This window comes from Vibrio sp. CB1-14, from assembly GCF_040412085.2.
GTDB classification, from domain to species: domain Bacteria; phylum Pseudomonadota; class Gammaproteobacteria; order Enterobacterales; family Vibrionaceae; genus Vibrio; species Vibrio chaetopteri.
On record NZ_CP115921.1, the window covers coordinates 671499 to 695870 of the forward strand.

Sequence of the window (24372 nt, forward strand, 5' to 3'; positions counted from 1 at the left end):
TCATGATTGCTAATGCGATTTATAACAAAGTTGCCAAGCTATATGGCAACGCCGACGCGACAGAAATTACCGATGATATTCTTGCTCTAATGAAAAAGTGGCAAGACAAAGCACCGCAATATCAGAATTGGGTTGATCAACGTACCTCTTACTTGATCACTTATGGCGACAGTTTTTCTAATCAAGGAGAACCGACGCTAACGACGATGAAGACATTCGCTGATCGCCACTTGAAGGCGGCATTGAGCAACATTCATATTTTGCCAATGTTTCCTTATACCTCGGATGATGGTTTTAGTGTGGTCGACTACCGTCAAGTGGATTCTAATCTCGGTAATTGGGAGCAATTGAATGCACTATCTGAGAACTTTGACCTGATGTACGACTGTGTCATCAACCATATCTCGAAGAGCAGTGATTGGTTCCAAGGTTACCTAGCAGGTGATGCGAAATATCAAGACTACTTTGTAGAGTCGGATCCGAGCCTTGACTATTCAAGTGTAACGCGCCCCCGTGCGTTGCCGCTCCACACTCGGTTTAGCAAGGCATCGGGTGAGGCTGTACATGTATGGACGACTTTCTCGGACGATCAAATCGACATTAACTTTCACAGTCCGAAAGTGCTTTTGGAAAGCATCGATATCTTGTTGATGTACGCGGCAAATGGTGGACGTTCGATTCGCCTTGATGCGATTGGTTTTATCTGGAAAAAGCTCGGAACTACATGTATCCACTTAGAAGAAGCACATGAAATCATCAAGCTGTGGCGAATCATTTTGGATGAAGTGATGCCAGGGACGCTGTTGATCACTGAGACCAATGTGCCGCACAAAGAGAACGTATCTTACTTTGGGAGCGGCGATGAAGCGTATATGGTTTATCAGTTCCCACTACCGCCATTAACGCTGCACGCCTTGATGAGCGAAAATAGCGAGACATTGACGCAATGGGCGACTTCGCTGACAAATGAAGCAATGGCGCAACTCGCTCAAGGTGATAAAACTACCTACTTTAACTTCCTTGCCAGTCACGATGGGATCGGGGTTCGTCCAACAGAAGGCATCCTGACGGACGAAGACCGCCAAATGATGTGCGCGCAAGTCGAACGCAAAAGCGGTCGAGTGAACTACAAAAATAACGGTGATGGTACCCAATCACCTTATGAGCTGAATATTAACTACCTCAGCGCGATTACAGAGCCGACCGATAGCATTGACGACAAAGCGAAGAAATTCATCGCAGCTCAATCTATCTTGCTGTCATTCATAGGTGTTCCAGCGATTTATTACCACAGCTTGTTGGGTAGCGAAAATGACGTACAAGGTATGCTCGATTCAGGGATTAACCGACGCATCAACCGTGAAAAATTGGATTTAGCGAAGCTAGAAAGTGAGCTGGCAGACGAAGACTCACTGCGTTCAAAAGTATTCAACCCAATGACGCGCTTATTGAGCCTTCGTCAGCAGTACGTCGCGTTCTCACCACAGGCTTCTCAACAAGTCCTGAATTTGGGTGATGGTATCTTTGCATTGCAGCGTGGCGATGGTGAAGAAGCCATTCGATTTGCGGTTAACCTGACATCACAAGCTCAAGCTGTAGTGTTAGCGGATTCCGGCTTTGACCTCATTAGTGAACAGTTTATGCCAACAGAATTTGAGTTGGCACCATACCAATTTGTTTGGCTGACACAGCAAAAATAAGGAGCACATCATGAAACTTGCCCAACTTACAACTCCTGAGCTGATCATGCTTGATGCTGTGTTTGGAGATCGCTTCGACGCCATCAATGCACTGACGGACAAGCTTGAACAAACAGGCAAACTTACTAACAAAGCACAATTTCTTGAGGCAGTATTAAAGCGCGAAGAAGAGGGACCGACTGCCCTTGGCGAATACTTAGCCGTGCCTCATGGTAAATCAGAGGCAGTGAAAGAGCCTGTCTTCGCATGTGCATTTGTGAAAGATGAGCTGATGTGGAAAGGCCTAGATGGCGATGAGCCAGTCAACATGATTTTCTTGTTAGCGATACCGCCAGAAGAGGCAGGTTCGACACACATGGAGGTTCTGACTACGTTGACGTCATCGCTGGTTGATGACGATTTCCGTGACCAGTTACTCGCTGCGCGAAATACTGAAGAGATCATGGCGTTATTTGAAAAAGGTGATGCTGCTAGCGAGCCCCAAGTTGATAAATCAGAAACTGAATCAGCGCAACAAGACAACGTCGCAAAAGACATCAGCCATATTGCTTACCCGGCAGTGCTCGGCATTGGTGTCATCATCTCAGCATTTTTGTTCTTACTGCTTTAGATTGGTGCACTGCCAAGCAGGTTTGTGGGTGCATTGAGAAAGGCTTTGCTCAAGTATATCCGCAGGATTAATACAAACACCTTCCCCTCGCCGATGTTGGCGAGGGAGCCTAGGTGGAAGTACAACTAACGACGGTGGTGCTAGAAATATCGCTGCGACTCTCAAGTTGGGTGCGTCGGTACTACTACGCCACCGTCTTATACTTCAATTTCAACTTAGTCAGCACTTCTTTACCCTTATCGGTACTATAAGGCCACAATAAAACGATAAACTTACCCACGCCGCGATTCACATCAGCTTTGGTTATCGACTTGCCCACTGAGTTTGCCATTAAGTAACTCACCCAAAAGCCACCAACTACGCGCATCAATTCAATTAGCTCATCGATTTGATCGTCGTCGATGACAATAAATTCGTCGCGGCGCAGATTGAGCACCGACTCGTGAGCTCTGGCAACCAATACATCATGCGCTTGCAAATAGGCTTGATGCAGGGCTTTATCGCGCATCACGATTTCGGGCATGCTGGCGTGGAAAAAACGAAAACGCCAGATACTGCCAAACACTTCTTCGCAATAGCGCTGCAGGTACACCTCCGCTGGAGTGTCACTGGATACCGGAACAAAGGACTCACGGACGTAAGCGATATAGTCGGAAAATATCGACTTGATAATGTCTTCTTTATTGCGAAAGTAGTAATAGAGATTGCCAGGACTCATCCCTAGGTGGGCAGCAATATGGTTAGTAGTAATGGCGCGTTCGCCTTTCTCATTAAATAGCTTCAAGCTGGCTTGAATGATTTTATCTCGGGTCTTCATACTCGTTAACGAATCTACCTCTATCGAAGAGCTTAATAAACAAAAGCCCCAGCAAAATGCTGGGGCTTCAACTCATTTAGCCTTGGTACTTGTAGAATACCGTTGAAAGCGGCGGCAGACGCAGCGAGAGAGACTGAGGTTGCGCTTCACTCTCAACAGTCTCCGTTTCTGCTACCTGAGCGACACCAAAACCACTGCCGGCATAGAGGCTGTCATCGGTATTTAGCAATAGCTCATAACGACCCGCTAACGGCACACCCAATCGGAATGCTTCGTGTGGTACTGGTGTAAAGTTGCTGACAACCAGCACACGTTCGCCATCTTCACTAATGCGCTCGTGCGCCAAAATACTCGCTTCTGCGGCATCTTGTAATCGCCACTCAAAACCTTGCGGATCTGAGTCTTGATCAAACAACGCTTTTTCACTGCGATACAATAAGTTCAAGTCTTTAGTCAGTGCTTTCACACCTTGGTGACGTTCAAAATCAAGCAAGAACCATTGAAGCTGGTCATCGTGGTTCCACTCACCCGTTTGACCAAATTCCGCACCCATGAAGTTCAGCTTCTTACCCGGCTGAGCATACATGTAACCCAAGTAAGCACGAAGGTTCGCTGTTTGTTGCCACTCATCACCCGGCATTTTGTTATGGATAGAGTGTTTGCCGTATACCACTTCATCGTGTGATAGCGACAGAACATAATTTTCACTATGTGCATAAACAAGCGGGAACGTGATGGTATCGTGGTGGTATTTACGATTAATTGGATCTTCTTGAATGTAGGACAAGCTGTCATGCATCCAACCCATATTCCACTTAAACCCAAAGCCTAAGCCACCAGCAAAGGTTGGCGCAGAAACACCTGGGAAGGCCGTCGATTCTTCGGCGATCGTCATGGCATTCGGGAAGTGTTTGTACACTTCTTCGTTCATCCATTTCAAAGTTGCAATCGCATCGTAGTTTTCACGGCCGCCATCGACATTCGGGATCCACTGGTCATGACTACGTGAGTAATCGAGATACAGCATAGAAGCCACCGCATCCACGCGGATGCCATCGATATGGAATTGCTCAAACCAGTAAAGGGCGTTAGATACCAAGAAGCGACGAACGTGCTCGCGTCCAAGATCGTAGATGTAAGAGTTCCAATCTTGGTGCCAACCGCGACGTGGATCTGGATCGTGGAACAGCGGCGTGCCGTCAAAGTTCGCTAAGCCGTGATCGTCCGATGGGAAGTGCGCCGGAACCCAGTCAAGCACAACACCAAGGCCAGCTTGGTGACACTGATCAACAAAGTACTTGAAGTCATCGGGTGAGCCAAAACGGCTAGTCGGTGCAAACAAACCTACTGGCTGATAGCCCCATGAACCGTAGAACGGGTGCTCAGAAACTGGCATCAATTCAACATGGGTGTAGCCCATATCGGTTAAGTAAGGGATAAGTTCATCAGCAAGTTCGCGATAATTTAGGAAGTCGCCATTGTCATTACGTTTCCAAGAGCCTGCGTGCAGTTCGTAGAATGACAGTGCTTCTTTGCGTTTTTCTGTTACCGGACGCTGCTGCCAGTTGGTATCTTGCCAGTCATAGCGGTCATGGTTATAGGTAACAGAAGAAAACGATGGGTATTGTTCAGAATAAAAGCCCCATGGATCCGCTTTGTGCGGCAGACCTTCACCATCAGGTCCTTTGAGCTCAAACTTGTATTGAGTGCCTTCTGGTAGGTTTGGAACAAACAGTCCCCAAATACCGTAATCAAGTCGCTGCATTGGGTTACGACGACCATCCCAAGCGTTAAAGTCGCCGACTATACTTACCGCTGTTGCATGCGGTGCATACACTAAGAAACGCGTACCTTCGATGTTTTCACCATCACGTTCTTGGGTAATAAATTGCGCCCCCATGTGGTGATACATCTCTTTTGGTGTATGCAGTTCTTCATATTCCGCATACAAACCGTGATATTGGTACGGATCATCGAGCATCTGCTCGGTACCATTCCAGTCAACAGCCAACTGATAGTGGGTAAATCGTAAATCGAGATCCGATTCAAGGATAAATCCAGATGCTTTGTCTCGAACCATTGGCATTCTGGTGCCATCTTTTAAAACAACCGCAGCGGCGTCCGCACCGGGCATCCAAACCCTTAGCGCATGAGTCTCATCTTGTAGGTATGGACCTAGGAATGAGAATGGGTCAGCAAACGATGCACTCGAGAGTCGATCGTACGCCTGTTGTTGTCTTTTAAGCCCTTTTTTGTTCAACGTTCATCTCCCTCGACCTAACACTGTACCCCCCCTTTTTATTGTTGAGTCCCAGCCAATGGCAAAGACGTCGGAGGCACAAAATAAAAAGCCCGCGATATGCGGGCTATCTTTAAGATTTCATTGTACTGGAAACATCCTGTACGGGAAGTGACAAGCGCCCAATTTTGCATTGCAATCGGCCTATTTCACCGACAATTTACAATATAAATTTGAGAATGATATAACCCAGCCGCCAAAACGAAGAAAAGCACGACTCTTTGGAAATGACAGAACAAATATCCAAAAGAGTCGTGCTTTGTTAGCGATTCAATAATCTATGATTAGCTGGCTTTCGCGCGTACTTCCGTAAGGCGTTTAGCGATGCGATTCACCCCTTCTTGAACGAAGATTTCTTCAAGATTCATCGACAGTTTACGACGCCAGTTTGGGTACTCATTAACCGTACCAGGAATGTTTACTGGCTTATCCATCTCTAGCCAGTCTTCTAGCTGAACACTGAGTAGTGCAGAAGAACCCGCGGCTACGTGAAGCTGTAGCGCTTCGCTCAAATGCGCGTCCATAGGGACAAGACTTGCATCGCGACCCACACCTTCAGGTAGATAACCATGCCATGCGACGCTATCAATAATGCCTTGTTTGCACACTAGGCGGTCATCAAATAGACCCGCTAGCTGTTCTTCATTTGGATACAGACCAATCTCGCGGCCCATCTTCAGGTCATCACAGTGCCAGAAGCCACGTAGCGTTGGCATATCGTGAGTACATAGTGCAGACATTGATTGATCCGCATAGTGCTCAGGAGAGATAAAGCCGCCATCTTCTGCTGTTTCGAAGAAGAACACCTTGTAGGAGTGCACGCCAGCGTCACGCAGAATTTCTACGATTTCATCTGGCACAGTACCCAAGTCTTCACCAATAACGCTACATTGATGACGGTGTGACTCAAGCGCTAGAATTGCTAGCATGTCTTCTACTGGGTAGTAGATGTAAGCACCTTTCGTTGCGTTCTCACCTTTTGGAATCCACCAAAGGCGCAGAAGACCAAGAACGTGGTCAATGCGAAGTGAACCACAGTGCTTCATGTTCGCACGTAGCAACTGAATATATGCATCGTACGATGTGGCTTGCAATACCTGTGGGTTTAGTGGAGGTAGACCCCAGTTTTGACCCAGAGGACCCAAGATATCTGGTGGCGCACCGATGCTCGCATCCATCACTAGGTTGCCATTGTCTGCCCAAGTTTCAGAGCCAGAATCCGCAACACCTACAGCTAGGTCACGGTACAGACCTACTGCCATACCCTTCTCTTCAGCTAGTGCTTGAGCTTCATTGATTTGAACATCAGCGATCCACTGCAAGTACATGTAAAGCTGAACTTTGTCTTGGTTATCTGCAATGAACTTCTGTGTTGCTGCGTTTTCGAAACGGCGGTACTTCTCTGGGAATACTGGCCAGCCCCACATGTTGCTGTCTTCTGCATGAAGCTCAGCGTGGATCGCATCGAATGCGGCTTGATGCAGTAGGCTCTCACCACCTGCTTCAATGAAGTCTAGGAACAGTTTCGCGCGCTCAGACTGTTTGTCTAGATGACGAGATTTGAACTCATCGAAAAGCAGCGGCAATACGTTCATCTTAAGCTCAGCCACTTCGGTGTAGTTCACCCAGTGTGACTCACGCGCTTTTTGTAGACGTACTTGGAACTCAGAACCACCAACGATTTGTTGTGCGTCTGCGCTCAATGCAAACTCCGCGACAGAGCTTACGTCGATATAAAGAATATTTAGCCAGCGACGTGAAGATGGGCTGTATGGGCTCGCGCCTTCTGGGTTCGCAGGGAAAAGCGAGTGAATTGGGTTAAGACCCACAAAGTCACCACCGCGTGCAGCGATATCAGCAACCAACTGTTTAAGGTCGCCAAAATCACCGATACCCCAGTTGTGCTGAGTACGAAGCGTGTAAAGCTGGATACTTGGACCCCAAAGCTTTTTGCCTTCGTCAAATGCGCTTTGCTTGTAACATGCACGAGGTGTGCGAATAAGTGTCATCTCGTAAGGCGCTTTGCGGCGCTTACGCTCTAGGTAAAGCTTGTGATAACCCCATGGAAGGTTGTTTGGTAACGCAAATACTAAAGGGCCACCCTCAGCACGTTCATCACGAACGATCTGAGATTGAAGATAGCCTTCAAGTACTTCTCCTTGCTCGGTCTCTAGACGCCAGCTGAAATCGCTTTCTCTCGCGCTCACACCTAAATGAAGTTCTACTTCTACTGCATCACCGTCTTTAACAACCAGTACTGGATCCAGCACTTCTTTCTTGTGCTTTTTCTCGGCAGATTTTAGTAGTGATTCATCATTTGTCGTGTCGTAGCCTAAAGACGCAAGCAGACGAAGAATGGTTTCGTCCTCAACTTTGGCTTCATCGCCCCACGCACTTACGTAGCTGTCGGCTATTCTTGCCATCTCAGCAACTTGTTTTAATGCTGTTTGTTCTGTCATCGCTCTCTCCGAAGGACTTCTCTTAACCTTCAAATCGGTAGGGTTATTATTAATTCAAGTAAAAACCAAGGTACCTCTATCCCTTGAGGAACTGAGGTACCTTGGTTAAATTTGTTAGCGTGAAACTGATTCAAGCTTCCAAATGTTATTCACGTAATCGCGAATCGAACGGTCTGAGCTGAACTTGCCAACTAGCGCCGTGTTTAGAATCGCTTTCTTCGCCCAACCCGCTTGGTCACGGTATTGCGCGTCCATGTCTTCATGTGCCTTCACGTAAGATGCGAAGTCAGCAAGACATAAGTACGGGTCACCACCATCTAGTAGGCTGTCGTATGTTGCACGTAGTAGACCTGGTTGACCTGGAGTAAACTCTTCACCTAGCAGTAGATCTAGAGATGCCTTCAGTAGTGGATCAGCGTTGTAGAAGTCGTATGGGTTGTAACCTGCCGCTTGCGTGCGTTTCACACCATCAACCTCTAGACCGAAGATGTAGATGTTCTCGTCACCGACTTCTTCACGGATCTCAACGTTAGCACCGTCCATCGTACCGATAGTTAGTGCGCCGTTAAGCGCCATCTTCATGTTACCTGTACCTGATGCTTCTTTACCTGCCATAGAGATTTGCTGAGAAACGTCAGCAGCTGGAATCAACATTTCAGCCATACTTACACGGTAGTCAGGAATGAATACCACTTTCAGCTTACCGCCTAGGCGTGGGTCGTTGTTTACTTTCTCAGCAACCTTGTTAATCGCAAAGATGATCTCTTTCGCTAGGTGGTAACCCGGTGCAGCTTTAGAGCCGAAGAATACAACGCGTGGCGTCATATCAAATGTTGGGTCATTCAATAAACGGTGGTACAGAGACAACACGTGTAGCAAATCAAGCTGCTGGCGCTTGTACTCGTGTAGGCGCTTGATCATCACATCAAAGATAGCATTCGTATCTAGCTCGATACCCATGTTCGCTTTAACCCAGTCAGCTAGACGCTGTTTGTTCTGCTTCTTAACAGCCATGTAGTCTTTCTGGAACTTAGCGTCATCAGCGAATTTCGCGATACCTTCCAGCTGCTCAAGCTTAGCTGGCCACTCAGAACCAATCTTCTCAGTGATAAGAGCCGATAGACCTGGGTTACAGAACTTCAACCAACGACGTGGTGTCACACCGTTCGTTACATTATGTAGACGAGTTGGGTACATCTCGTGGAATTCAGGGAACAGATCTGTTTTCACTAGCTGAGAGTGAAGTGCTGCTACACCGTTCACTGCGTATGAACCGATAACACATAGGTTAGCCATACGAACCATGCGGTGGAAACCTTCTTGGATGATAGAAAGCTTCGCTTGTTTCTCACCATCACCAGGCCACATTGCACGTACTTCTTGTAGGAAGCGGTGGTTGATTTCAAAGATGATTTCCATGTGACGTGGAAGTAGACGCTGGATTAGCGACTCAGACCAAGTCTCTAGTGCTTCTGGAAGTAGAGTGTGGTTTGTGTATGCGAAAGTCTTAGAAGAAATCGCCCACGCCTCATCCCAGCTCAAACCTTTCTCATCTAGAAGGATGCGCATGAGTTCAGGGATAGCAATGGTTGGGTGCGTATCGTTAAGCTGAATGGTTTCTTGCTTAGGAAGATCCGCTAGCGTGTAACCTGCTGCTTCGTGACGACGTAGGATGTCACGTACAGACGCCGCTGAGTGGAAGTACTGCTGCATTAGACGCAGAGTCTTACCTTTCTCGTGGTTATCGTTCGGGTATAGAACCTTAGTGATGTTACCCGCATCGATTAGCGCGTGCTGTGCTTCGAAGTAATCACCGTTGTTGAAGCTCTCTAGAGAGAATGGAGCAATTGCCTGACATTCCCAAAGACGCAGTGGGTAAACTGTATCTGACTCGTAACCAACAATTGGAAGATCCCAAGGCATTGCTTTTACAGACATACCAGGAACCCATTGACGTACTTCTTTGCCATCAACGTTTACAACTTCAACGTGACCAAAGAAACCAATCTCTTGTGCAAGCTCTGGACGAGCGACTTCCCACGGGTAGCCTTCAACAGCACGCCATGCATCAGGCGCTTCTTTTTGACGACCATCTTCGAATGACTGCTTGAATAGACCGTATTCGTAGTGAAGACCGTAGCCTACAGTTGGGAATTCTTGAGCTGCACATGAATCCATGAAACATGCTGCTAGACGACCTAGACCACCGTTACCAAGTGATGGGTCACGCTCTTCTTCTAGAAGGTCAGTTAGGTTGTGACCTAGTTCAGCCATTGCATCTGTAACTTGCTCGTACAGACCCATGCTGATTAGGTTGTTACCTGTTAGACGACCGATTAGGAATTCTAGAGATAGGTAGTTAACACTTTTCGCGCCCTTGATGCGCTCGTCCGCTTCAGTTTCAAGCAGGTCAAAAGTCGTTAGCTCAGCAAGCGCACGACCCATTGCTAGATACCACTGACGTTCTGTCGCAGTTTCTACTGTCGTTGCATACGTTGCTGATAGGTGTTTTTTAACACTTTCTTGGAAAGAAGCTTTATCAAATTTTTTCTGTTGCGCAGGTTTCATTACGAAATCTCACTTTCAAGTTTTATCCATCTGTCACATATCGTGCATGGTGACGTATCCATAAACATCCTCCTAAGTCCGACTCCCTGGAGGATGAGTGAGGAGGGCGTAGAGGGCGTACTCCCCTCCACTTAGTGATCGATCTCCCATTCCGCTCTCTGATTCGGTTTTTTCTGGTGATTGCGATCACGCCAAGCTCAGTTTTTAATCTAGCCACGAACTAAGAAAGAAATACTATCCGGCGGATAACTAATTACAAAAATTGTTGTGAAGATCACAGTTACTCGCAAAAAAGAATCAAAATTTCCCAAAATTTTGTATACATGGCAGACCAATCCCCCCTTCCACACCAAGGGTATAGTGACAAAGATCACAAATACGAGGCGTAGTCGAGGGATTGGCCATACAATAATCAAAACCGAGCGCTTGATCAAAAACTGTATAACCTACTGTTTTATATCTTCGAGCTGGCTCAACAAAGCTGTGGTAAACACGCCCTCCACCCCAAGGGCATTGAAAATAATAATCGTAGGAAATAACTCATGTGGATTCCTTCAAAGTTGACTCGACCTGGCCGCTTACACAATGCCATTGTTCGTCCTCGAGTTTTAGACCTGCTTGCACAGGCGCCTTTCTATAAACTGGTATTATTTCGCTCGCCAGCCGGTTACGGCAAAACCACCATGGCCGCTCAATGGCTATCGGACAAACCTCATGTAGGTTGGTACAGCATTGATGAAAGTGATAACGACCCATTTCGCTTCGTCAACTACCTGCTGCAAGCCATCAACAAAGCCACCAGCAACAGTTGCCCAAATGCGCAAAAGTTGGCAGAGCGCCGACAGTTTTCTTCTTTGCATTCCCTGTTTAGCGAGGTGTTCGCTGAACTAACCAGCTACCACCATGAGTGTTATATCGTTCTGGATGACTACCACCTCATCAGCGATGAAGACATCCATGAAGCAATGCGCTTTTTCCTAAAGCACATGCCAGACAACATTACTTTGGTCGTCACCAGCCGAGGTAACCCACCACTGGGTACAGCGAACCTGCGCGTTCGCGATCTCATGATTGAAATTGGTAACGAGTTGCTTGCCTTCGATACTGAAGAAACCACGCGATTCTTTAGCCAGCGCCTTGCCAGTGAGATCGATAACGAAACCGCGAATACGCTTCGCACCTATGTGGAAGGCTGGCCATCGGCACTGCAGCTTTTCGCCCTTCAAGCACAACATCAAAAGCGCACACTGGCCCAATCGGTAGAGACTATCTCTCAGTTTAATCACGCACACCTTTGGGACTACCTTGTTGAAGAAGTGTTTGATCTACTTGATAAAGAAACCCGCCATTTCTTAATGCAGTGCTCGGTGCTTGATCACTTCAATGACAACTTAGTCACCGCACTGACCAAACGTGACGATGCACTCAGTATGATCGAGTCACTCAACCGCTTTGGTCTGTTCATCTATCCATTAGAGGGAGAGAACAACTGGTTTAGGTTCCATAACCTATTTGCTGAGTTCTTATCGCACGAACGTAAAGCACGAATTCCACAGCAAGAGCACGACTTACACCTAGCCGCGGCTAACGCTTGGCTAGAACAGAAAGTCCCTCACCAAGCACTACGCCACGCGCGCCTTGCTAACAACGCAGATTTGGTGGCGAGTATCTTGCTGGAGTTTGGCTGGAAGATGTTTAACCACGGTGAATTAACCACCCTGGAAGATGCCATTGGTGTGTTAAGTGCTGATCAGCTTTACAGTCAGCCGAAGCTATGTGTATTGCAAGCTTGGTTGGCACAGAGCCAACACCGATACAATGAAGTGGGCGAGCTGATTGCCAAAGCCGGTGAAGAAATGGCCGCGCGCAAAGTCAATTTGAGCAAAAAAGAAGAAGGCGAATTCCACGCGCTTCGTGCTCAGGTGGCAATCAACCAAAACTCACCAGACCAAGCCATCGAGCTGGCTGAACTCGCACTGAGCGAGCTCGACCATTCGGAATATCGCAGTCGTATTGTCGCTACCTCAGTCGTTGGTGAGGTGAACCACGTGATTGGTAATCTCAGCCGCGCACTGTCGATGATGCAGCAGACTGAAAAGCTGGCGCGTCAATATCACGTGTATCATCAAGCCTTGTGGGCGCAGCTACAACAAAGTGAAATCTTGATCGCTCAAGGTTATGTACAAGCCGCGTTCGAGATCCAAGAAAGCGCCTTTAAACTCATTGAAGAGCAGCAACTGCACCAAGTCCCACTGCACGAGTTTCTATTGCGCGTTCGTGCACAAGTGCTTTGGTGTTGGAATCGCCTTGATGAGGCCGAAGAGTGTGCTTACAAGGGCATTGACGTACTGGGTAACATCGACCCAAGTAAACATCTGCACAGCTACTCCATGATTGCGCGTATTGCTATCGGTCGTGGTGAGCTAGACAAAGCCTCGAAGGTGATTGAGCAAATTCAACACCTCATCAAACAATCTACCTATCACGTTGATTGGACGGCGAATGCTTCATTGTCATTACTGCTGTACTGGCAAGCACGAAACGACATGGAATCGATTGAACAGTGGCTAGAAACCGCTACTCGTCCAGACGAAGCATGCAATCACTTCTCTCAGTTGCAGTGGCGCAATATTGCCCGTGCGCAGATTCAGTTGGGACAGTATGATCAAGCGCAAAGCACGCTGAACTTCCTAGAGCAAGAAGCGAGTAAGCATCAATTGGTGACCGATCGCAATCGTAACCTGATTGTCGAAGCGATCCTCAATGTGCACAGCAAGAATGAAGACCAGGCCAAACAACTTCTGAAAGAAGCGTTAGTACTGACTAACCAAACAGGCATGATTGGCAACTTCCTGATTGATGGCGCAACCATTGGGCACTTGCTGGCCAATCTAGTGTCGAAGTCCGATCTTGGCGATCTTGAGCGTCACCGTGCTCAACTGCTAATGAAAGACATCAACACCACTCAGCGTAGCCGCTCAGTGCACTTTAACGAAGAGTTTGTTGAGAAGCTGGTCAACCACCCGAACATCCCTGAGTTAGTACGCACTAGCCCACTGACCCAGCGTGAATGGCAGGTTCTAGGGTTGATTTACTCTGGATTCAGCAACGAGCAAATTGCTCAAGAGTTGGATGTTGCAGGCACAACGATTAAAACCCACATTCGTAACCTGTACCAAAAGCTCAACATTGCTAACCGTAAAGAGGCGATCAGCACCGCCGAGAACTTGTTGCAGTTGATGGGTTACTAGTTCAAGATTATCAACCAAAAACAAAGCCCGAAAGTCTCAGACGCTCGGGCTTTTCACTTATCAAACTTACCTAACTCAAAACCCAACTAACTTGCACGTCGAGTACACTGAGTGTGTTCACCCGTCACTTCTTTGAGTGTCATGGTGGTCGCCGACAGCTCAAGCACTTCGGTAGTCAGTTGTTGATACTCTCGTAGTGCCTCTGCCAATGGCTCAGATAGCTCATTACCGTTGGCGTTGGCTGTCGCCATGCTAAGCACCTCAAAGTGCTCGGTCAGTGTTGTCCCGTCAAGTTGCCATGAGCCCCCTGTAACCAGTTCAACCTTAACCGCTCCCTTGCCTGTCGTCACAGGATAATTTAGGAACACCCGACCACTAAACTCACCATTCTCTCCATATGCGACATGCACCTTGGATTTGATGTCCGTTAGCTTGTATTCGCACTGCCACGCTCCGGCGATGTTCTGTGACGTAATAGCAAGCGACTGCTTAGCCTCGCTTTCTGGCTGACTGCAACCTATTACCGTCAGCGCGGCGATAGCCGCGACGATCACTCTTTTCATACTACATCCTTATACTGGACTGATTGTCACTATAATTGTAGTTAATCCATTGTTTATTGGCTGATTTGCTTCAAGGCTTTTAGGCTGGCATCACAATTAAACCGAGCGGTTCGAGCAACTGGGCTTGCTGCCAATCACAGATCTTTACACCGGTTAAATCGATGCGCCTTGGATCGAGTCCCTCTAGATCCACATGGCATAGATCGGCACCTTGGAGGCGACATTGATCCCAGCAATCAGGCGAAAATACGCCGCGACTTAAATCGGAACCTTTCAGCGACGCACCTTGCAAATTTGCGCCAATCCAACGATTCTCAAACAAATCACATTTCTCAATGACTTGACGCTCAAAATTGGTGTAAGACAAGTTACAACCAGTAATGAACACCGAGCAAAAATACATGGTATGGCTGACTTGATTGGCAAATCTCGCCCTCGCAAAATTAGCACCTTTGAGGTCACACTCTCTAAACTCGGCTCCAAAACACTCCGCTCCCTCAAAATTGCTCATCGCCAACTGACAGTTCTTGAAACTGGCATCCTTGAGGTTAGCGTAATCGAAGTGACAGCCTTCCAAGTCGCTACGATCAATAAACTTACAATGCTCGAAGCTCGCATCAGATAAGTCAGCACGAGAAAAGTCACATTGGTAGAACTGGCAGTTGGAAAACGAAGACTGCGATAAATCCTGCCGTGAAAAGTCGTGTTGATGAAAGGTTTTGTCTTGGTAGTGCGAATTACTTTGATACATAGTTTCTCGATATATGTGCTGCTGCCCCAAAAGGCACTGTGTTCCTCACGATTGGTTTACGGAGCATAACATTGAGGGCAACCTGAAACTAATAATAAATACCCATTAAAAACAACAATTTAAACACAAGCAAAATAGCGAATTTAAGGGGTCATTTCAGCATGCTAACCCCAACAAACTTCGATGAGCGCACGCTCATATCAAAAAAATAATTTAGAGCCGGAGAGAGCGATAGATAAGCTTTCCAATACGTTAGTTGACTTAACAATGAATAACGATAGAATTGGTTGACTTAGTCAACTAAATTCCTTTCACAGCCTTAGTTGACGCATGCGTTCTATCGCTCTTAAATATATTCTCAACTTGAAGGATTTAAGCTTGAAACAACCTCAACCCGTGCTGGGATCAAAAGGAACCCTATTTTTCCTCGTTATTATCAGCGCCTTTCCCCCTCTGACGATTGATTTGTACCTGCCTGCCCTGCCTACTATGGTCGATGTCTTTAATACCACCGAGTCCATGGTCAACCTGACATTAAGTAGCTATTTCATCACCTACGCCGTTGGTCTTCTGTTTTGGGGACCACTGAGTGAAAAGTTTGGCCGCAAGCCCATTTTGCTGGTTGGTATTGGTAGCTATATGCTGGCCAGTATTCTGTGTGCGTTTTCTGGCAGCATTGAACACCTTATCGCCTCACGCGTTGTGCAAGCCTTTGCTGGAAGCGCCATCACCGTGGTATCGACCGCCATCGTTAAAGATATGTTCGAAGGCCGCGAGCGCGAGCGCATTATGGCCACCATTATGTCGCTAGTGATCATCGCTCCTATGGTAGCGCCCGTATTAGGGGCATTTTTGCTGCAAATCGCCTCTTGGCGAATGATGTTTGTTACGCTCGCGATTTTTGGTGCATGTGCATCACTGTTAGCGTTTTGCTACAAAGAGACCTTAGAAAGCCGCTACACAGGTTCATTAGTGCGATCTTGGACTCGTCTTGGTGTCGTGATTCAAAACCCGCGCTTTGTGATTCTGTTGTGCATTTTTTCTATCGCACCTATGGCTTTGATGGGTTTTCTCGCGGCGGGTTCTTACATCTACATCAACGGGTTTGGTCTAACCGAACAGCAGTTTAGCTATTTCTTCTCGTTCAATGCCATCGTCGCCTCTTTTGGCCCAACCATTTATATGAAGCTTTCACGCCACATCGCGGTGCAGAACGTCATCTCAGGATGCTTTGCTGTATTGGTTGCCGTTGGTGTTATGACACTTACCTTCGGTGATACGTCTCCATGGGCATTCGCGCTACTTTGCGCCCCTGCAACGCTCATGGTAATTATGATGCGTGTTCCAGCGACCAACCTAATGCTTGATCAACAAGACAAAGACACCGGCTCCGCTGTCGCGTTAATTCAGTTCTTTGCCATGATTTGTGGCTCTGCGGGCATGTTGTTGGTATCGATTAGACCAGAATCGCTGATTGCCAATCTTGGCATGATTCAATTGTGTATTGGCGTGATTGGCGGCTTGATGTGGCTGATGGTGAGAAATCGAGGTTTTGTTGTCGATAACCTTGTAAAGGCGCATTGACCAGTGAAGGGGCGTCTTGCCCCTTTAAAAAATTACGCAAATTAGCTCTTGTACTTATGGAGTATGTTTTTAGGAATGTGGCAATAGTCATTCGGATGTAGCGTCAATCGATCTTGATGCTCTTCATCGCTCTTGACATAGTTGCTGAGCGGCAGTACTTCAACCGCGATTTTACCTGAGTCTGGACGCGCCGCGATATACTGTCTAACAAGTTCAAGATGCTTAGGATTCACACTGTAAACTCCAGTTCGGTATTTAGTCCCAACATCGTCTCCTTGCTTGTTGAGGCTGTACGGGTCGATGATTTCAAAAAAGAAATCCATCAGTTGCTCGAAGGTCACTTTATCTGGGTCAAACTCAGTGAGAACACACTCAGCATAGCCATCGTAGTCGCTTGTAGTGGTATCCGTTGTGCCATTGGCTCTACCAGCTTGGGTTTTTGCCACACCGGGTAAGTGGCGCATAAATTCTTGTACACCCCATAAGCAGCCACCAGCAAAGTAGATCTTTTCCATCTTGTATCGCAACCAAAACACACTTGAAGGCAAGCAAGGTATCACAGTTTAGGACAAGATGGGACTATGCTGACAAGGTCTAACATGAATGGAAGGTACTCGGTCGCTAAATCAAGGTCGGATATGAGATGTAGTCAAAAATTTTGATTCAAACTCGAGACAAAGCGAACGAAGACAAATGCTCTCGGTGCTAGGATATCAAGACCCAAATGTATTCCGCATTATGGGAATCGCGGCTTAATGGAGAAAAACTATGCGTAATCGGCATTTAGGCGAGCTCGTATTGAGTGAAGCGCAGATCCAAGCTGGCACAAAGAAAGTTGCTGAGCTTATCAGCAATCAATTCCAAGAGGTGGTCGTCATCTCTGTAGTGCCGGGTGGTATCTTATTCACCGCTGACCTGGTAAGACAGCTGACGATTGATGTGAGTATGGATACCATCTCATGCCCTCATACACCGGGTGATCGCAACAACAAATCCGAAATTGTTTATCATCAGAATATCGAAATTGAAGGCAAAGATGTCATCGTTATTGATGATGCCATTGAGTCCGGCGGTACCATGAAACGTCTGGTTGAGTATTTGTCCAAAAACTATCAACCGAAATCTCTGTCTATCGCCACCCTATTTGTCAAACCGGGCAGAGCGGATATCCCATTCCCGCAGCTTTATGCCTATGAGATGGAAAACGATGATTTGCTCGTCGGTTACGGACTGCCTTGGAACGACAAGCTAAGAAACGTTCCTTACGTCTCCAAGCTTGTAAAATAACCAAAACACAAAGGGGCGTGTATAGCCCCTTTGTTTTGTCCTTTACTTTTCAACGACTGCGGCGAACTCTTCTGCAAACGCTCTAAAGGTTCTTGGCTTTTGACCTGTGACAAAAGCACTCGATCTAAGCCATGCGGGCATCTGCTATCTACCCTACTCCCTGTTGCGTGATGAGGATGCCACACCCATACTTGAGCCTTGGATCCCCCAAGATCGAACCATGCTACTTGTCTACTCAGACAAACGACATTTACCGCTTAAGTCTCAGTTATTTATCGAGTTCATAAGAGAGAAGCGCGCCGAATTTAGAGAAAAACTGTCAGGGATTTCCCAAACTTAAAGCGGTGAGTGACAGGCATCTCATTCACTAATCTCGACCACTATCCAATCACCCAAAAATCAGCTATTATCGTCCAAAATTCAATTTAGGTGATATTGTATGACAAGTAATTTTAAGTTAGCTGCCTCTGAGCTACTAGGGCGCAGAGTGCCAGGCACTAAAGCGCCACGCCTTGATGAATCGCAGCGCCCGAAAACACTCGACGATGCACTGCAAATTCAATCATCGATGATTGATATCCACAGTGACAAGGTGGGTGGCTGGAAGTGTTTACTTCCTCTCGCAGACGATAAGTTCGTCGTTGCGCCGATTTTTGCCGACAGTGTGCAAACTGGTGAAGTGTGTAAGCTGTTTGCGGACAATAATATCGCTCGAGTCGAGCCAGAAATCGCCTTCGTACTCAACAAAGCGCTGCCCGCTAACCCTGAAGGCTATAGCGAAGAGCAAATCAACGATGCTATCGGCTCCTGCCACATGGCGCTAGAGCTAATGCAGTCACGTTTTGCGGACGACAGCGGTGCTGAGTTCTATGAAAAGCTGGCTGACTGTTTGGTTAACCAAGGGCTATTCATTGGTCCTGAGCTTCCTCGTGAGAAGGCATTTGATGCAGCAAATATCAACATTAACGTCTCTCAAGGCGACGATGTGCAAACCTTCGCAGGTGAGCACCCAAACAAACTCGCTCAAACGCCAATTTACTGGCTAATCAATACCATGACTCGTCGTGGTGTTGACTTCCAAGCAGGTGAAGCAATCATCACAGGTTCTTACTGTGGCATCGTTGAAGTGGCGTTTGATAAGCCTACTACGATTCAGTATGAAGGTTTTGGTGAATACCAAGTCACATTTAAGGCTAAAGGTTAAGCCTTAGCAAGAGTGAATGCGCGCAGCTCTGCGCGCTTGAACGACTCCATAGCTCTCTATTTTAAGGGGTCAACGCACTTTTCTGATCATGTATTCGCTCCAACGCCTCGACTCGACGGATCTGACGGCTGTCAAACAAAGGCTCTCTGAGTTCGGCGATGGCTTGCTTTCTGTCATACTCCGACAACGACTCATTCTCGATGATCTCGGCTCGCGCCAACATATAGCTTTGAACGCTTTGCTCAAACTGCGCCCTTTTCTCATCCAGTGCCGCCAACCTTTGGCTCGCTTCAGCACCAACTAATGACTCTCGAACTAAAAACTGACTTTGCGCATCCATAGAGTTTGTCTCATTGAGCGCTGTCAGTAAGTTGGCGTTGTGATAGCTTTCCTGAAGCTCCGGGGACAGTTGTGCTAGTTCTTGTTGCCACATCTGCTGGTACTCTGCTGGGCTTTGAGCTATCTGTTTTAGCTCTTTTTGCCTAAGCGCAAGCTCTCGCATTTGGTTTTCTTCTGCAAATAATCTTTGCTGCTCCTCAACAGTAAAAAAGTGCGCTTGAAGTGCTAATATTTGCTGATGCAAAGCACTAAAGTCATCGGTTGCACCCAGTTCTGCCAATGCTGCTTTGTATTGGATGAATTTCTTAAAGAGCACAGGATCCATACCAGTTGAGCTGTCGCTATAGTGTTCAAATCTTTGCTCGATTGTCTTCACGTCTGTTTGACTAGCATCAGACAGAAAGTAATCGAAGGTATCACGAAGTGACGCCTCATCAACTTGAGTGTCCTGTTGAGAGGACGCCTGTATTGCCAAATTCGAACTATCTCGGGCTACCGTCCAAATCCAAGCGCCCGCAGCAACAATGCTAACTACGGACAAGAGCATCAGCCCTTTGGTTGTCATTCGCATGGCTAGAGTCCTTGAAGCTGGAGTCGATTAGCATGTTGTCGGTATAAGGTTTTCGGGTCGGTTTCGAATAAGTGGTGGATACCAAGCAGGCCATTGATTTCATCAAGGTGATTCATTTTGTAATCGTCGCCAATTACCTTGCCTAAGTGGGTGCTGCACTGACCCACCAGGCCATCGTTAGGCTCATCAAAGGCAAGCCCTAGGATAAGCATTGCCGGATCAGCGGGATCGAGCACATTAGTGTAGGTTGAAGTGCCTGTCCAAGAGTAATAATAAACGCCATTGTCTGCTTGCCAGTCACCATCACCACAAGTGGCGGTAGGCACACCTTCTGGATAATGGGCATTAAACGCCAGTGACCCCTGTGTTGTGAGCGCTTCAAGTGAGCTCAGTCCGTTTTGAGGTAAATCGGAGCCACCAGAGAGCAAACCAATCAGTGTGGTCAATCCACCCGCCAGTTTTACTGCGATTGCTTCAGCGGCAGAGCCTTCAGGGACGGTGCTGCGCACCAGATCTGCCACTTTAGAGCCTTTGTTTACACCACCAATACTTGTCACGGAGGCCACCATTTCCGGCGCTACCGAAGCAACATATCTGGCAGTCGGCGCACCGTGACTATGACCGATAAGATTGACCTTTTTCGCGCCAGTGACTGCGAGTACGTTCTCTACCTGAGTAAGTAGTTGCTCACCTCGAACTTCAGAGCTGTTGGTTGCTGAAATCTGCGCGACGAACACTGTTGCTCCATCCTTACTCAAGGTTTGCGGAATGCCGTAGAAGTAATCAAAACCCGCTAGAGAATCAAAACCAAACAGCCCATGAACCAACACGATGGGGTATTGGGTTTGTGTGTATCCAGACTGATGACCAAACAGTTTAGCTTGAACATTGAGCGCCATAGCCGCGCACAAAAAAACCAGTGACATGTGTTTCATTGTTATCTTTCCTTGTCAGACCTCCGATGAGTCGATCAGCGTAGTAGAGCAAATTTGAGGTCGCCAAAGTGCATTTAAAAAATGTGAATTTGTGCCCATATTTGCATATCAACCTCATTTGCAATGATCACATCCATCGAATAAGCAACTATTGTCATACGGTTTTAACGTGCAAGTCATAAAGATAAATAAGAATAATTACTCCACCCTAAACCACGGATATCAAAATGAATTACAACAAGTTAATCCTTTTAGTTGGTAGCTTATTCGCACTACCAAGCGTCGCAGACACAGACGTCTACCTCACTAATAACTCCGATAAGCCATTGACCATTCAGGTACAACATCAGGGAACAGCAGAGCTGAATTACGGTGAAGAATGGCAGCAGCACATCGAAACACTGGGGCCTTGGGAAACCAAGTCTGTGCTCAGTTTTAATCGCTGGGAGGGCGTGAAATCCAATCACACTTATCAGTTTGAAACCGTGGTTTCTAACCCAAAAGGGGAGAGTGTCACCCTAAGTCAGGTGATGAAAGGTCATTGGTACAATTCAACCATCGAATATGGAGTATCTTCGGCGGATGTTGGTCTCGTACTCAAAGAGGATCGCGACATACACAGATCAATGACCGACGCCTTTGATAGCGGCACCGAGCTCGCATTTAAGTCCGTCAAAACCGCACGCTACGACGATTTGTATTACACCATTACCCCAAAAAAGGTCGATGAAACTATCGACAACAACGATCAGCACTTAAAACTGATGACCTACAACATTTGGGCTCTGCCGGCTATCGCTTCACATATCGGCGATCGCTACGAGCTACTGCCCAATTATGTCAAAGGTTATGATGTGCTCGCACTGCAGGAGGTATTTGCCAGTGGCCGCGATGCTTTTTTGAGGGAGTTGGCCAAAGAGTACCCTTACCAAACCAAGATGTTGGATAAGGAAGGCATCAACATCTACGACGGTGGCGTCATCATTGTCAGCCGTTACCCTATCGTCAATGAGGCACAATATGTGTTTCCGGATTGTTCTGGCACCGATTGCTTCGCAGACAAAGGGGTCAACTATGCCGAAATCATTAAAGGCGGTGAGGCATACCATGTCTTCGCTACGCACACCGCTTCGTTTGACACAGACACGGCGCGTGCATTTAGACAGAAGCAGTTTCAGCAAATCAAGGCTCTCGCGCATTCATTACAAATTCCCGCTCACGAGACCGTGGTCTACAGCGGTGACTTCAACGTTAACAAGCTCAAGTTCCCAGAAGATTACCAGCAGATGATTACCAACCTGAGCGCTATCGAGCCCGCGTATTCTGGCTACACCGAATCGACATTTGATCCGCGCATCAATGACTTTGCGGGTGAAGCGCTATCTGGTGGCGAGAATGTCGAATACCTCGATTACGTCATGGTGAGTAGCGAGTTTGGTCAGCGTGCCTCTAACGACAACCGAGTCGATGTCTCTCGCTCAACCGATGATAGTTTGTGGAAACACTACAATCTGTCGGACCACTTTCCAGTTGTGGCGGCGATTAAGCCATGAAGCGCCTGACCTTATTAACTGTGTCCGTCATTTTGGCGGGCACCGTGATGCTGTATGTTAGCGGTAATACCCCGTCCCAAGTGCAAGACGCGACTCCAGAAAAGGCAGAAGCAGACACAAACAATGCCGTTCTGATTACTGATTCAACGAGTAGGGTCTCTGCTGGCAGATCTGCATTACCAATGACTAGAAAAAAAGATGGGCTAACTACAAGCCTTGAACATTACGCTCATCAGCTTCAATCTGAAAAAGGTAAAAGACTTATTGATTCACTCGAGTCATTCTGGCGCAGCTGCTTGTCTCAGAGTAACTGCGAGGACAGCCTTATCGCCCTAAAGCAAATCATAACCCCAAACTACTTCGAGCTTACAAAAAACTACCCAGAGCTTAGTCGTCTTTGGCAACAAAGGCTTGGCACCTTGCTCTTTGAAAACGAACAGTCACTGATATCACGTATCGCTCAATTTAAACACCAAGCGAAACTTGTTTGGGGAGAGTGGGCAGAGGTTTTGTTGAGCGATGAATTTGCGGCTTATGATTTCGAACTAAATCAGCAAAACCTACCACTAGAAAGTCCAGAGCAATATCGTGAGGCGTTTGAGGTGCTTTTAGAGGCGTCCCAAGAACATGATTTAGGCTTAAATACCGATGTAGCCAAGTTCGAAAAAGCGGTAAGCTCCTTACCAGACATAATGAACCAGGACGAAAAAAGCGCATTTATTGACGAGCTTGAACACACCTATTTGTCGCCGGCACAGAGCGAGGAAATTCGAGCCAGAGAGCGGCAAGTCACCACGCAGCAAAACATGGTCCGAGACTATCACGTTGAATTGAATCAGCTTGAAAATAGTCTTTCGCAGCAAAGAAAAACTGACTATGCAGGGCTAACTGACGCTCAATGGCAAACGCTCTACCAACAAAAAGTCAGTGAGTTTCGACACGAATTTTTTGATAGCTTTTAGCGAGTAAGCGATAGGTTTTGGTCTTGATGAAGTCTATAAAGCAAGGAAAGAAACGAACGGATATGAGTGATATTGCCTGCTATACGCAACGAAGGCACTACTTTGGGTCGTGCCTTCGTTTTTTTAAGTGGCTTTGTTACTCGATTTCAACCATAGGTCTAAACGTCATTTCATGCATCACTACATCAGCTGGCAGCTCTAGTACCTGAATCACCGCTTTAGCAACACTTGCTGGATGCATATACTCAGGGCGCTCTGCCTCGCGGAAATTCGTATCGGTGCCACCAGGGAACAGTGAGGTTACTTTAATGCCATGAGGCTGCGCCTCTTTCATCAAGATGGCGCTAAAACCTGCGAACCCTTGTTTCATTGCTGAGTAGATACTCATGGTTTCGTTGGCACGTTTCGCAGCTGTGCTCACTACATTGATGATTTGACCTGATTTTTTTGGCTTCATCACTTTAAGCGCTTCACGGCTTAGTAGTGCCGGCGCACGAAGGTTGATAGCGTATTGCTCTTCAAACTCTTCTAACGTGAACTCTTCAATCGAGCATTTACGAGAAATCATGCCCGCATTGTTGATCAGTACATCAACACCACCAACAAGTGCGATTGCTTTGTCAAACAGAGCTACCGTTTCACTTGCGTCACTGAGATCCGCAACAACAACCTCGCAACCGGTTTGCTGTTTCAACTGAGCCAGCTTGTCTTCGCTGCGCCCTGACGCAACAACCTTAAAGCCCTTTTCAGACAGTTGTTTAGTAAGCTCGTAACCAATGCCGCTCGTCGCGCCTGTAATTAGGATAGTTTTCATTTTGAGTTCCAGTGAGTGGCTTTAATTAAAACAACATAGCAGACTAACCTGCTGATCCGCAGTTATTTACTGTAAACAAGATAATAATCGATGAATAATACTCAA

19 protein-coding genes are annotated in these 24372 nt (G+C 47.0%); 9 read left to right on the plus strand and 10 right to left on the minus strand.

Features of this window, described 5'->3' with window-relative positions:
- Nucleotides 1-2 precede the first annotated feature (2 nt).
- Together PG915_RS19060 and PG915_RS19065 are read left to right on the plus strand one after the other, a co-directional pair.
- Complete coding sequence (locus PG915_RS19060) at nt 3-1700, plus strand: sugar phosphorylase (RefSeq protein ID WP_353499980.1); 1698 nt, start codon at nt 3-5, stop codon at nt 1698-1700.
- A gap of 10 nt (nt 1701-1710) precedes the next feature.
- Nucleotides 1711-2310 (plus strand): fructose PTS transporter subunit IIA, encoded by a 600-nt coding sequence (locus tag PG915_RS19065; protein WP_353499981.1) that lies wholly within the window; start codon nt 1711-1713, stop codon nt 2308-2310.
- Between the two features lie 184 nt (nt 2311-2494).
- On the opposite strand, the gene PG915_RS19070 is transcribed toward PG915_RS19065, so the two are convergent.
- From PG915_RS19070 to PG915_RS19085, 4 genes are all read right to left on the minus strand, one after another.
- Nucleotides 2495-3127 (minus strand): TetR/AcrR family transcriptional regulator, encoded by a 633-nt coding sequence (locus PG915_RS19070; RefSeq protein ID WP_353499982.1) that lies wholly within the window; start codon nt 3125-3127, stop codon nt 2495-2497.
- Between the two features lie 76 nt (nt 3128-3203).
- Nucleotides 3204-5387 (minus strand): 1,4-alpha-glucan branching protein GlgB, encoded by a 2184-nt coding sequence (gene glgB / locus PG915_RS19075; RefSeq protein WP_353499983.1) that lies wholly within the window; start codon nt 5385-5387, stop codon nt 3204-3206.
- A gap of 323 nt (nt 5388-5710) precedes the next feature.
- The gene (malQ, locus tag PG915_RS19080; protein ID WP_353499984.1) at nt 5711-7885 is read right to left on the minus strand and encodes a 4-alpha-glucanotransferase; all 2175 of its coding nucleotides are present in this window, start codon (nt 7883-7885) and stop codon (nt 5711-5713) included.
- A 114-nt stretch (nt 7886-7999) separates the two neighbouring features.
- Complete coding sequence (locus tag PG915_RS19085) at nt 8000-10453, minus strand: glycogen/starch/alpha-glucan phosphorylase (protein WP_353499985.1); 2454 nt, start codon at nt 10451-10453, stop codon at nt 8000-8002.
- A gap of 542 nt (nt 10454-10995) precedes the next feature.
- Here PG915_RS19085 and malT point away from each other — a divergent pair.
- Entirely contained in the window at nt 10996-13704 is a 2709-nt protein-coding gene (gene malT, locus PG915_RS19090; RefSeq protein WP_353499986.1) for an HTH-type transcriptional regulator MalT, read from the plus strand.
- An 86-nt stretch (nt 13705-13790) separates the two neighbouring features.
- Here malT and PG915_RS19095 read toward each other — a convergent pair whose 3' ends face one another.
- Together PG915_RS19095 and PG915_RS19100 are read right to left on the minus strand one after the other, a co-directional pair.
- Nucleotides 13791-14267, minus strand: coding sequence for a hypothetical protein (locus tag PG915_RS19095; RefSeq protein WP_353499987.1), 477 nt, complete (start codon nt 14265-14267; stop codon nt 13791-13793).
- 79 nt (nt 14268-14346) lie between these two features.
- Entirely contained in the window at nt 14347-15018 is a 672-nt protein-coding gene (locus tag PG915_RS19100; protein ID WP_353499988.1) for a Qnr family pentapeptide repeat protein, read from the minus strand.
- 378 nt (nt 15019-15396) lie between these two features.
- On the opposite strand from PG915_RS19100, the gene PG915_RS19105 reads away from it, so the two are divergent.
- Entirely contained in the window at nt 15397-16602 is a 1206-nt protein-coding gene (locus PG915_RS19105) for a multidrug effflux MFS transporter (RefSeq protein ID WP_353499989.1), read from the plus strand.
- A gap of 41 nt (nt 16603-16643) precedes the next feature.
- Here the strand turns inward: PG915_RS19105 and PG915_RS19110 are convergent, their stop codons facing one another.
- Entirely contained in the window at nt 16644-17117 is a 474-nt protein-coding gene (locus tag PG915_RS19110) for a peptide-methionine (S)-S-oxide reductase (protein ID WP_353499990.1), read from the minus strand.
- Between the two features lie 253 nt (nt 17118-17370).
- On the opposite strand from PG915_RS19110, the gene PG915_RS19115 reads away from it, so the two are divergent.
- The 3 genes from PG915_RS19115 to PG915_RS19125 all read left to right on the plus strand — a co-directional run bounded on the left by PG915_RS19115 (nt 17371) and on the right by PG915_RS19125 (nt 19093).
- Entirely contained in the window at nt 17371-17889 is a 519-nt protein-coding gene (locus PG915_RS19115) for a phosphoribosyltransferase (protein WP_353499991.1), read from the plus strand.
- A gap of 106 nt (nt 17890-17995) precedes the next feature.
- On the plus strand, nt 17996-18229 hold the full coding sequence (locus PG915_RS19120; protein ID WP_353499992.1) for a hypothetical protein: 234 nt from the start codon (nt 17996-17998) through the stop codon (nt 18227-18229).
- Nucleotides 18230-18328: 99 nt separating this feature from the next.
- Entirely contained in the window at nt 18329-19093 is a 765-nt protein-coding gene (locus PG915_RS19125; RefSeq protein WP_353499993.1) for a hydratase, read from the plus strand.
- A gap of 61 nt (nt 19094-19154) precedes the next feature.
- On the opposite strand, the gene PG915_RS19130 is transcribed toward PG915_RS19125, so the two are convergent.
- Both PG915_RS19130 and PG915_RS19135 read right to left on the minus strand, forming a co-directional pair.
- A complete protein-coding gene (locus PG915_RS19130; protein WP_353499994.1) occupies nt 19155-20003 on the minus strand; it encodes a lipase secretion chaperone in 849 nt (282 codons plus the stop codon).
- A 2-nt stretch (nt 20004-20005) separates the two neighbouring features.
- Nucleotides 20006-20902, minus strand: a complete 897-nt coding sequence (locus PG915_RS19135) for a lipase family alpha/beta hydrolase (protein WP_353500166.1) — start codon at nt 20900-20902, stop codon at nt 20006-20008.
- 263 nt (nt 20903-21165) lie between these two features.
- Here PG915_RS19135 and PG915_RS19140 point away from each other — a divergent pair, with 263 nt between their 5' ends.
- On the plus strand, nt 21166-22491 hold the full coding sequence (locus PG915_RS19140) for a sphingomyelin phosphodiesterase (protein WP_353499995.1): 1326 nt from the start codon (nt 21166-21168) through the stop codon (nt 22489-22491).
- Nucleotides 22488-23453, plus strand: coding sequence for a chromosome partitioning protein ParA (locus PG915_RS19145; RefSeq protein WP_353499996.1), 966 nt, complete (start codon nt 22488-22490; stop codon nt 23451-23453). The genes PG915_RS19140 and PG915_RS19145 overlap by 4 nt, the downstream gene beginning before the upstream one ends.
- A 136-nt stretch (nt 23454-23589) precedes the next feature.
- Here the strand turns inward: PG915_RS19145 and PG915_RS19150 are convergent, their stop codons facing one another.
- A complete protein-coding gene (locus tag PG915_RS19150; protein WP_353499997.1) occupies nt 23590-24267 on the minus strand; it encodes an SDR family oxidoreductase in 678 nt (225 codons plus the stop codon).
- Between the last annotated feature and the right edge of the window lie 105 nt (nt 24268-24372).

Excerpts from the sequence above, each read along its gene's own strand:
- PG915_RS19060 (WP_353499980.1), top strand. The coding sequence starts at position 3 with ATGATTGCTAATGCGATTTATAACAAAGTTGCCAAGCTATATGGCAAC.
- PG915_RS19065 (WP_353499981.1), top strand. The coding sequence starts at position 1,711 with ATGAAACTTGCCCAACTTACAACTCCTGAGCTGATCATGCTTGATGCT.
- PG915_RS19070 (WP_353499982.1), bottom strand. The coding sequence starts at position 3,127 with ATGAAGACCCGAGATAAAATCATTCAAGCCAGCTTGAAGCTATTTAAT.
- malQ (WP_353499984.1), bottom strand. The coding sequence starts at position 7,885 with ATGACAGAACAAACAGCATTAAAACAAGTTGCTGAGATGGCAAGAATA.
- PG915_RS19085 (WP_353499985.1), bottom strand. The coding sequence starts at position 10,453 with ATGAAACCTGCGCAACAGAAAAAATTTGATAAAGCTTCTTTCCAAGAA.
- malT (WP_353499986.1), top strand. The coding sequence starts at position 10,996 with ATGTGGATTCCTTCAAAGTTGACTCGACCTGGCCGCTTACACAATGCC.
- PG915_RS19095 (WP_353499987.1), bottom strand. The coding sequence starts at position 14,267 with ATGAAAAGAGTGATCGTCGCGGCTATCGCCGCGCTGACGGTAATAGGT.
- PG915_RS19100 (WP_353499988.1), bottom strand. The coding sequence starts at position 15,018 with ATGTATCAAAGTAATTCGCACTACCAAGACAAAACCTTTCATCAACAC.
- PG915_RS19110 (WP_353499990.1), bottom strand. The coding sequence starts at position 17,117 with ATGGAAAAGATCTACTTTGCTGGTGGCTGCTTATGGGGTGTACAAGAA.
- PG915_RS19115 (WP_353499991.1), top strand. The coding sequence starts at position 17,371 with ATGCGTAATCGGCATTTAGGCGAGCTCGTATTGAGTGAAGCGCAGATC.
- PG915_RS19125 (WP_353499993.1), top strand. The coding sequence starts at position 18,329 with ATGACAAGTAATTTTAAGTTAGCTGCCTCTGAGCTACTAGGGCGCAGA.
- PG915_RS19130 (WP_353499994.1), bottom strand. The coding sequence starts at position 20,003 with ATGCGAATGACAACCAAAGGGCTGATGCTCTTGTCCGTAGTTAGCATT.
- PG915_RS19135 (WP_353500166.1), bottom strand. The coding sequence starts at position 20,902 with ATGGCGCTCAATGTTCAAGCTAAACTGTTTGGTCATCAGTCTGGATAC.
- PG915_RS19140 (WP_353499995.1), top strand. The coding sequence starts at position 21,166 with ATGAATTACAACAAGTTAATCCTTTTAGTTGGTAGCTTATTCGCACTA.
- PG915_RS19145 (WP_353499996.1), top strand. The coding sequence starts at position 22,488 with ATGAAGCGCCTGACCTTATTAACTGTGTCCGTCATTTTGGCGGGCACC.
- PG915_RS19150 (WP_353499997.1), bottom strand. The coding sequence starts at position 24,267 with ATGAAAACTATCCTAATTACAGGCGCGACGAGCGGCATTGGTTACGAG.